This window comes from Pseudomonas sp. 20P_3.2_Bac5, from assembly GCF_025466035.1.
GTDB lineage: Bacteria > Pseudomonadota > Gammaproteobacteria > Pseudomonadales > Pseudomonadaceae > Aquipseudomonas.
Map to the genome: position 1 here is coordinate 1 of NZ_JANLOA010000071.1, position 9,862 is coordinate 9,862.

General features: G+C 67.0%; 6 protein-coding genes and 1 pseudogene. 5 read left to right on the forward strand and 2 right to left on the reverse strand.

Annotation, left to right across the window (positions count from 1 at the left end; genetic code table 11):
- Nucleotides 1-1,158: 1,158 nt before the first annotated feature.
- Nucleotides 1,159-1,365 (forward strand): annotated as a pseudogene (locus NTD88_RS29235) (HAMP domain-containing protein); the annotation flags it as partial.
- A 150-nt stretch (nucleotides 1,366-1,515) separates the two neighbouring features.
- The gene (locus tag NTD88_RS29240) at nucleotides 1,516-2,220 is read left to right on the forward strand and encodes a methyl-accepting chemotaxis protein (RefSeq protein ID WP_410017032.1); all 705 of its coding nucleotides are present in this window, start codon (nucleotides 1,516-1,518) and stop codon (nucleotides 2,218-2,220) included.
- A 54-nt stretch (nucleotides 2,221-2,274) separates the two neighbouring features.
- On the opposite strand, the gene NTD88_RS13885 is transcribed toward NTD88_RS29240, so the two are convergent.
- On the reverse strand, nucleotides 2,275-3,054 hold the full coding sequence (locus NTD88_RS13885; RefSeq protein ID WP_262154257.1) for a TatD family hydrolase: 780 nt from the start codon (nucleotides 3,052-3,054) through the stop codon (nucleotides 2,275-2,277).
- A 2-nt stretch (nucleotides 3,055-3,056) separates the two neighbouring features.
- Nucleotides 3,057-4,052, reverse strand: coding sequence for a catabolite repressor/activator (cra, locus tag NTD88_RS13890; RefSeq protein WP_262128042.1), 996 nt, complete (start codon nucleotides 4,050-4,052; stop codon nucleotides 3,057-3,059).
- A 290-nt stretch (nucleotides 4,053-4,342) separates the two neighbouring features.
- Here cra and ptsP point away from each other — a divergent pair, with 290 nt between their 5' ends.
- The 3 genes from ptsP to NTD88_RS13905 form a co-directional block, all read left to right on the forward strand.
- A complete protein-coding gene (ptsP, locus tag NTD88_RS13895; RefSeq protein WP_262154256.1) occupies nucleotides 4,343-7,201 on the forward strand; it encodes a phosphoenolpyruvate--protein phosphotransferase in 2,859 nt (952 codons plus the stop codon).
- Nucleotides 7,201-8,157, forward strand: coding sequence for a 1-phosphofructokinase (gene pfkB, locus NTD88_RS13900; RefSeq protein ID WP_262154255.1), 957 nt, complete (start codon nucleotides 7,201-7,203; stop codon nucleotides 8,155-8,157). The genes ptsP and pfkB overlap by 1 nt, the downstream gene beginning before the upstream one ends.
- Nucleotides 8,154-9,862 (forward strand): PTS fructose-like transporter subunit IIB (locus tag NTD88_RS13905; protein WP_262191731.1); only part of this gene is annotated, 1,709 nt, incomplete at its 3' end. The genes pfkB and NTD88_RS13905, both read left to right, overlap by 4 nt.

Sequence of the window (9,862 nt, forward strand, 5' to 3'; positions counted from 1 at the left end):
ACACGCTGTAGGAGCGAGCTTGCTCGCGATGGTCTCTAATGCGGCTCCCGGTCCCAATAATGACCCGCTAGTCGCTTTACCTTAAGTTACAAACCTCTTCTTCGATATGCGCTATACAGTTGCATAAGCGCGGTAAATGGCTATCTGCCATAGCGCCAGACAACAATAAGAAATCGAAGGAGACGCCCAGTGAAGAGCCTGCTCCGTCCGGCCGTTGCGTTGATGAATCGCCTGAGCTTCGGGATGAAGTTCAGTCTGATAAGCGTCATGTTCTTCCTGCCCATGCTCGTGACCAACTTCTATCTGGTCAGCGATTCCTACGCCAAATTCCATGCGACCCGCGTCGAGCTGCAGAGCCTCGATCTGCTGCGCGGCAGCCTCGCCCTGCGCGCCGATCTCGAAACCCTCGGCAACCTCGTGCAGATCAACGCCGTGCTTGGTCAGGCGGGCAAGGCCGAGGACATCGAGGCACGCATCGCCACGCTGGGCCAGCAAGCCCAGGCGCGGCTCGCCGCGCTGCAGCCGGTGAGCACCGACGAAGCGCTGGCCAAGGCATTCACCAGCAAACGCGACGAACTGGCCAGCGCCCTGACGGCCGCCCAGGCGGAAAGCTCGCTGCAGGCGCAGGTCGCCCTGTTCGACAAGCTGCAATCCCAGGCCCAGACCCTGCCACGGGTGGTCGCCAGCCAGTCGGGCCTGAGCCAGGACGACGACAGCGCCATGCGCCAACTCAGCGAACTGGTCACCACGGTGACCCCGCAAGTCACCCAGATGCTCGGTGAAGGCCGGGCCATGGGCTCTTATTCGCTGGGACAGGGCTTTATCAACTCCACCGCCAGCACTCGCTTCGAAGACCTGTTGCAGCAACTCGACAAACTCGCCGCCGACTACGCCCTCAAGGTCCAGGATGCGCTGGCCGGCGACGCGCAGGCCCAGGCTCGTCTCGGGTCCCAGGCCGCCAGCAGCCAGGCCTCGCTGAAACAGGCCAGCGAGCTGTTCGAAAGCCAGGTGGTGGTGGCCGAAACCCTCGATGCGCCGTGGACGAGCTTTTATCAGCAGACCAGCGACCTGATGGCTCGCACCTACGAACTGAACGACGCCACCGTGGCCTTTCTCGACCAGCAATTGCAGCAGCGCCTGGGCGAATACCGCAGCCACATGATCCTGCTGGTGGCGGCGCTGGCCACGGTGTTCCTGCTGATTGTCTACCTCTACAGCGGTTTCTATGCCTCAACCCGCAACACCCTGAGCAGCCTCGGCGCGGTGATGGACAAAGTCGCGGCCGGCGACATGACGGTCAGCTTCCAGGCCCAGAGCCGCGACGAACTGGGTGAACTGGGCCAGGTGTTCAACGGCACGGTGCGGCGCATCCACGACCTGATCGAGCGGGTTGGTCAGACCGTCAGCGAAGTCGAGCGCCAGGCCGAGCAGGTGCATGTGGTGTCGTCACGCAGCAACCAGGCGGTGAGCGGCCAGCGCGGGCAGATCGAGCAGGTCGCCACGGCGATGAACCAGATGTCCGCCACCGCCCAGGAAGTTGCGCGCAGCGCGGCGGCGGCGGTGAGCAGCGCCCACAGCGTCAACCAGGAGACGGTCACCGGCCGTGGCCTGGTCGAGTCGCAGCAGGGCAGCATTGCCGGGCTGGCGGCGGAGATCGATCAGTCGGTGGCGGTGATCAACCAGTTGGTCAGCGACAGCCAGGCCATCAGCCGGGTGCTGGAAGTGATCAAGAGCATCGCCGAGCAAACCAACCTGCTGGCGCTCAACGCGGCTATCGAAGCGGCGCGGGCGGGCGAGCAGGGCCGGGGCTTCGCAGTGGTGGCGGACGAAGTGCGCACGCTGGCCAAGCGCACCCAACAGTCCACCGGTGAAATCGACGAAATGATCTCGCGCCTGCAAAACGGCGTCGGCGCGGCGGTGCGGGCGATGGACAGCAGCCACCAGATGGCGGCGGGGACGGTGAGTCAGTCGCAGCAGGTGCAACAGGCGCTGGAAAATATTCTCGGCGCGATCGGCATGATCGTCGACCAGAACCAGCAGATCGCTGCGGCGGTGGAACAACAGACCGCGGTGGCCCATGACATCGACCAGAACATCGTGCAGATCAACCGCGCGGCGGAGCACACCACCCAGGGCGCGCATCAGACCGAGGATGCAAGCCGGCAGTTGAGTGCGCAGGTGATGGAGTTGAAGCAGTTGATCGGGGCGTTCAGGGTTTAGTTCGAAGGGCTCATCGCTGGCTTGTCGGGGCGCCGAACCGCAGCGATAGGGCCCTTAATCCCAGCCAAACATCTCACAGGCATTGCGGCTACTAGCCTCCGCCAGTACCTCCACCCCAATCCCCATGATCCCCGCCAGCGCCGCCGCAATCTCCGGCAAATGCACCGGACTGTTCCTGATCCCCGGAAACATCGCTGGCGCCATGTCCGGCGCATCGGTTTCCAGCACCACACTGTCCAGCGGCAAACGCGGCAGCACCTTGTGCAGGCGCAGCGCTTGCGGCCAGGTGGCGGCGCCGCCAAGGCCGAGCTTGAAGCCGAGGCGGACATATTCCCGCGCCTCTTCATAGCTGCCGGCAAACGCATGAATGATCCCGCCCCGAGGCAGTTTGAACCGCTTGAGCGTGGCGATCACCGCCGCATGGCTGCGGCGCACATGCAGCAACGCCGGCAGATCGAAATCCACCGCCAATTGCAGTTGCGCCTCGAACAACGCCTGCTGACGCTCGCGGTCCAGCTCCGGCAGGTAGTAATCCAGGCCGAATTCGCCCACGGCGCAGAGTTGCGGATCGCCGCGCAGGCGGCTCAGCCAGTCGCCCAGCGCGGTCAGGTGCTGCGGCGTGTGCGCGTCGAGGTACACCGGGTGCAGGCCGAACGCCGCGTACAGCGACGGCTCGGCCTTGACCAGATCCCACACCCGTTGCCAGTTGGCCTCGAAGACTCCCAGCACCACCATCCGCTCGACCCCGGCCGCTTCGGCCGCCGCCAGCAGCTCGCGGCGGTCAGCGTCGAAGTCGGGGAAGTCCAGGTGGGTGTGGGTGTCGATCAGGCGCATGCTCAGCCTTTGAAGATCCGCTGCTTGAACGTCCGCGCTACCGCGTGAATGCCCGGCTGGTACTGCTTCTGTTCGATGGCGGCAAGGGCCAGTTCCAGCGCGGTTTCGGCGATCAGGCCATGTTGCTGGGCCATGGCGTTGACCGGCAGCGGCAGGAAGTCGAGCAACTGGGTGTCGCCGAAGGTGCCCAGGTGCAAGGTGCGGGAGTCGGCCGGGCGGGTCGACAGCACGTCGAACACCCCTTGCAGCAGCACGTAGGAGGTGGTCACCAGCGCATCCGGCAGGCCGCCCAGGTCGGCCAGCAACTGGCTCATCAATTCGCGGCCGCATTCGCGGCTGAATGCCTCGCCCTGGTACTGGCTGACCTTGCCGGTGAACGCGTGCAGCGCCTGGTCAAAACCGCTGGCGCGGGCCTGGCTGACGCTGAGTTCCGGGCGTGCGCCGATCAGGGCGATGTTCGACGGCGCCAGTTCCAGCAGGCTGCCGGTGAGTTGCAGGCTGGCCGGCTGGTCGTCGCTGACCACCGAGCAGAACGCCTTCGGGTCCATGCTGCGGTCGATCGCGATGATCGGCATGCCTTTGTCCTGCAGCTCGCGGTAGCTGTCGTCGCTGGGCGGCAGGCAACTGGCGACGAACAGCGCGTCGCAGCGGCGGGCGCGGAACAGTTGCTGCAATTGCCGCTCGCTGTCGGGCTGGTCGTCGCTGCTGGCGATCAGCAACTGGTAACCGCGGGCCCGCGCACCTTGCTCAAGCTGCTTGGCGATGCGGGCGTAGCTGGGGTTTTCCAGGTCGGGGAGGATGAAGCCGAGTGTCCGCGTATGCCGGCTGCGCAGACCCGCTGCTTGCGGGTTGGGGGTGAAGCCATGGGCTTCGACCACCGCGCGGACACGTTCCACGGTCGCATTGCTGATGCGTTGCTGTTCGGCCTTGCCATTGATCACGTAGCTGGCGGTGGTCACGGAGACACCGGCCAGACGGGCTATATCGCTGAGTTTCACCGAATTTTCCTTGTTATATACCGGGACTGGCTGCGAAGCCTGACCGCGCATTGTCGCCGATCCTGAGCCTTTGGCGCAGACGACCATTGTCGCAATTGTCCGGCACGAAGGGACTTCATTGTTCGCAGGTTATCGAGTAACGTGCACTCCATTTATGGATTAAACGTTTCAGCAAGCGATTTTACTGCCGCACCAAGCGCTTGCCATAGGATCAGATGATTGCTGGCCCTATGCTTTTACCTCAACAACAATAACCTCGACGCCGTCCCGGCGTTGCAAAGGAGACGGTCATGCTCGAGTTCACCACGGCGCAGATATCCATGGGCCAGACTGCTGTGGACAAGTCGGCCGCCTTGCAGCTTCTGGCCGGACACCTGGTGCGCGACGGGCTGGTTGCCGACGGTTACCTGGCCGGTCTGCAGGCCCGCGAAGCGCAGGGCTCGACCTTTCTCGGCCAGGGCATCGCCATTCCCCACGGCACGCCGCAGACCCGCGACCTGGTGCACGTCACCGGCGTGCGCCTGATGCAATTCCCCGAGGGCGTGGACTGGGGCGACGGCCAGCGCGTCTACCTGGCCATCGCCATTGCCGCGCGCTCCGACGAGCACCTGCTCCTGCTGCAACAACTTACCCGCGCCCTCGGCGACGCCGACATGGCTGACGCTCTGAGCCGCGCCGACAGCGCCGAAGCGGTGCTGCACCTGTTGCAGGGCGCGCCGCGCGAGCTGCTGCTGGATGAGCGCACCCTTGGCCTCGGCGTGCCCGCCGACGATTTCGACGACCTGCTCTGGCAAGGCGCTCGGCTGTTGCGCCGTGTGGAGTGCGTCGACGGTGATTTTGCCGGCCGCTTGCAGCAGGTCGATCCGCTGTCGCTGGGTGACGGCCTGTGGTGGCTGCACAGCGCGCAGGCGGTGCGCCAGCCGGGACTGGCCTTCGTCACGCCGCAACAACCGCTGCGCCATCAGGGCCAGCCGATCAATGGCCTGTTCTGTCTCGCCAGCCAAGGCGAGGCGCATCAGGCCGTGCTCGAACGCCTGTGCGGCCTGTTGGTCGAGGGGCGGGGCCAAGACTTGTTGCGTGCCGGTAACGTTCGCACCGTGCTGGGCATGTTGGGCGGCGCTGTACCGACCGATTGGCCGAGCGCCCGCATTGCCCTCGCGAACCCTCACGGCCTGCATGCGCGTCCGGCGAAGATCCTTGCGCAACTGGCCAAGGAATTCGACGGCGAGGTGCGGGTGCTGGTGGTCGACGGCAACGCCCCCGCCGTTTCGGTGAAGAGCTTGAGCAAGCTGCTGAGCCTCGGCGCGCGCCGTGGCCAGGTGCTGGAATTCAGTGTCGAGCCGAGCATCGCCGCCGCCCTGCCGGCCTTGCTGGCGGCCGTCGAAAGCGGCCTCGGCGAAGAGGTCGAAGCGCTGCCCGCCGTCACCCAGGTGGCGATCGACGCGCCCGCGCCGCTGGCCGCGCAGGTGAAGCCCGCCGACGGCTCGACGCTCCAGGGCATCGCCGCCGCGCCTGGCATCGCCAGCGGTCCGGCGCATGTTCACCTGTTGCAGACATTCGATTACCCGCTGCGTGGCGAATCCCCGGCACTGGAGCGCCAGCGTCTGCAAGACGCACTGGCCCGGGTGCGCGCCGAGATCGACGGGCTGGTCCAGCGCAGCCAGGCCACGGCGATCCGCGAGATTTTCATCACCCACCTGGAAATGCTCGCCGACCCCGGCCTCGGCGACGAAGTGGAATTGCGCCTGCGCCAGGGCGAAAGCGCCCCGGCCGCCTGGCTGGCGGTGATCGACGCGGCGGCGCGGCAGCAGGAAGCATTGCAGGATGCGTTGCTCGCCGAGCGTGCGGCGGACCTGCGTGATGTTGGCCGCCGCGTGCTGGCGCAACTCTGTGGCATCAGCGAAACGCCCGAGCCGGAGCAGCCTTACGTGCTGGTGATGGCCGAGGTCGGCCCGTCCGACGTGGCACGCCTGGACCCGGCGCGGGTCGCTGGCATTCTCACTGCCCGCGGCGGCGCCACCGCGCACAGCGCCATTGTTGCCCGGGCGCTGGGCATTCCCGCGGTGGTCGGCGCTGGCGATGCAGTGTTGTTGCTCGCCCCCGGCACGGCGTTGCTGCTGGACGGTCAGCGCGGGCGTGTCACCGTGGCGCCGGCCGCGGATCAACTGGAAAAGGCCCTGGCCGAGCGCGAGCAGCGCGAAGAGCGCCTGCGCGCGGCCCACGCCTCCCGCCACGAGCCGGCGATCACCCGCGACGGCCATGCGGTGGAAGTCTTCGCCAACATCGGTGAAAGCAGCGGCATCGACAAGGTGGTCGAGCAAGGCGCCGAAGGCGTTGGGCTGCTGCGTACCGAACTGATTTTCATGGCCCATCCGCAATTGCCCGACGAGGCCACCCAGGAAGCCGAGTACCGCCGCGTGCTCGACGGCCTCGGCGGGCGCCCGCTGGTGGTGCGCACCCTGGATGTCGGTGGCGACAAGCCGCTGCCGTACTGGCCGATCGACAAGGAAGAAAACCCGTTCCTCGGCGTGCGCGGCATCCGCCTGACCCTGCAACGTCCGCACGTGATGGAAAGCCAGCTTCGCGCCCTGCTGCGTGCGGCGGGCGAGCGGCCGTTGCGGATCATGTTCCCGATGGTCGGGCAGGTGGAGGAATGGCGTCAGGCGCGACAGATGGTCGAGCGCTTGCGCGGCGAGATTCCGGTCGCCGACCTGCAGGTCGGGATCATGATCGAAGTGCCGTCGGCGGCGCTGCTGGCGCCGGTCCTCGCGGCGGAAGTGGATTTCTTCAGTGTCGGCACCAACGACCTGACCCAGTACACCCTGGCCATCGACCGGGGCCACCCGAGCCTTTCGGCCCAGGCCGACGGCCTGCACCCGGCGGTGCTCAACCTGATCGACATGACCGTGCGCGCCGCCCACGCCCATGGCAAGTGGGTAGGCGTGTGCGGCGAACTGGCGGGCGATCCGCAGGCGGTGCCGATTCTGGTCGGGCTGGATGTGGATGAATTGAGCGTGGCGCCGCGTGGCATTGCCGAAGTGAAGGCCCAGGTGCGCGCCCTGAGTATTGAACACGCCCGGATGCTCGCGCGAAAAGCGCTGAGCCTGGGCAGTGCCGGCGATGTGCGGGCACTGGTGGAGACGCAGTGATGGCCAAGATTCTGACCCTGACCCTGAACCCGGCGCTGGACGTGACCGTGAGCCTGGAGGCGTTGCGCACCGGCGCGGTCAACCGCGCCTCGGCCCAGCACAGCCATGCCGCCGGCAAGGGCCTGAACGTGGCCCAGGTGCTCGCCGATCTCGGTCACGGGCTGAGCGTCAGTGGTTTTCTCGGCCTGGACAACCTGGCGCCGTTCGAGGCGCTGATGCAGCGTCGCGGCTTCGTCGACGGCTTTATCCGCGTGCCGGGCGAGACCCGCAGCAATATCAAGCTGGTGGAACACGGCGGGGAGGTCACCGACATCAACGGCCCGGGCCCGGAGGTGGACGAAGCGGCGCGCCAGGCGCTGCTCGACCGGCTCGACCAACTCGCCCCCGGACACGACGCCGTGGTGGTCGCCGGCAGCCTGCCACGCGGTATCAGCCCGCAGTGGCTGGAAGCGCTGCTGACCCGGCTCAAGGCCATGGGCCTGAAAGTCGCTTTCGACAGCAGCGGCGCCGCCCTTGAAGCCGGCCTGCGCGCCGTGCCGTGGCTGGTCAAACCGAACACCGAGGAGTTGGGCGAAGTGTTGGGCACGCCGGTGCACGGCTTTGCCGAGCAGCGGGCGGCGGCGCAACGGCTGATCGAACAGGGCATCGAGCATGTGGTGGTGTCCCAGGGCGAACAGGGCGTCAACTGGTTCAGCCGCGGCGCGGTGCTGCAAGGGCTGCCGCCACAGGTGACGGTCGCCAGCACTGTCGGCGCCGGTGATTCGCTGCTGGCCGGCATGGTCCACGGCCTGCTGGCGGGCGAAGCGCCGGAGCAGACCCTGCGCCGCGCCACCGCCATCGCCGCCCAGGCGGTGAGCCAGATCGGCTTCGGCATCAACGACCGCGCGCAACTGGCGCGCTTCGAAACAGAAGTCCGCATTCAGACCCCGAGCGCAGAACAAGAGGGTGAACAATGAAACTCGCGATCGTCACCGCCTGCCCCAACGGCCAGGTGTCCAGTGTATTGAGCGCCCGCCTGCTGGACGCCGCCGCCCAGCGCCTGGGCTGGAGCACCAGCGTTGAGGTGCATGACCCGGCCCATCCCGAGCGGCAGTTGTCGGCGGCGGTGATCGCCGATGCCGACTGGGTGCTGGTGGTCGCCACCGGGCCGCTGGCGTTGCAGCGTTTCGCCGGCAAGCGCCTGTTCCAGAGCACCCCGGCGCGGGCGTTGCGGGATGTGGATAACTTCTTGCGCGAGGCGGCCGACAACGCGGCGGTCTATCACCCGACCGATGACGTCGCCCCGCCAACCCAGGCCAAGACCGCCAAGGTGGTCGCCGTCACCGCCTGCCCGACGGGCGTGGCCCACACCTTCATGGCCGCCGAGGCGCTGCAACAGGCCGCGCAACAGATGGGCCTGCAGTTGAGCGTGGAAACCCAGGGCTCGGTCGGTGCGCGCAATCCGCTGAGCGCCGCGGCGATCGCCGAGGCCGATGTGGTCCTGCTGGCCGCCGACATCGACGTGCCCACCGGGCGCTTCGCCGGCAAACGGATTTTCCGCTGCGGCACCGGCGTGGCGTTGAAGCAGGCCAGGGCCACGCTGGAAAAAGCCCTCGCCGAGGCCCGCGAAGAAAACGCCGCCACCGCCCAGGCGGCGCAGGCGAGCAACGAGAAGACCGGCGTCTACAAGCACCTGCTCACCGGCGTGTCATTCATGCTGCCGATGGTGGTGGCCGGTGGTCTGTTGATCGCCCTGTCGTTCGTCTTCGGTATCGAAGCCTTCAAGGAGCCGGGCACTTTGCCGGCGGCGCTGATGCAGATCGGCGGCGAGGCGGCGTTCAAGCTGATGGTGCCGCTGCTCGCCGGCTACATCGCCTATTCCATCGCCGACCGGCCGGGCCTGGCGCCGGGGATGATCGGCGGCCTGCTGGCCAGCACGCTGGGCGCGGGCTTCATTGGCGGCATCATCGCCGGCTTTCTCGCCGGCTACAGCGCCAAGGCCATCAGCCGTTGGCTGAAGCTGCCGACCAGCCTTGAAGCGCTCAAGCCGATCCTGTTGATTCCGCTGTTCGCCAGCCTGTTCACCGGGCTGGTGATGATCTATGTGGTCGGCAAGCCGGTGGCCGGGTTGCTCGCCGGGTTGACTGAGTTCCTCGACAGCATGGGCACCACCAACGCGATCCTGCTCGGCATCGTCCTCGGCGCGATGATGTGCGTTGACCTGGGCGGGCCGGTGAACAAGGCGGCCTACGCGTTCTCGGTCGGGCTGCTGGCGTCGCAGAGTTATGCACCGATGGCCGCGACCATGGCCGCCGGCATGGTGCCGCCGATCGGCCTGGGCATCGCCACCTTCCTCGCCCGCCGCAAGTTCGCCCAGAGCGAGCGCGAAGCGGGCAAGGCGGCGCTGGTGCTGGGCTTGTGCTTCATCTCCGAAGGCGCGATTCCGTTTGCCGCGAAAGACCCGCTGCGGGTGATCCCGGCGAGCATCGCCGGCGGCGCGCTGACCGGGGCGCTGTCGATGTACTTCGGCTGCAAGCTGATGGCGCCCCATGGCGGGCTGTTCGTGATGTTGATCCCGAACGCGATCAACCACGCGCTGTTGTACCTGCTGGCGATTGTCGCGGGGAGCGTGCTGACGGCGGTGGTGTACGCGGTGTTGAAGCGGGGCGAGGGGGTTGAGTT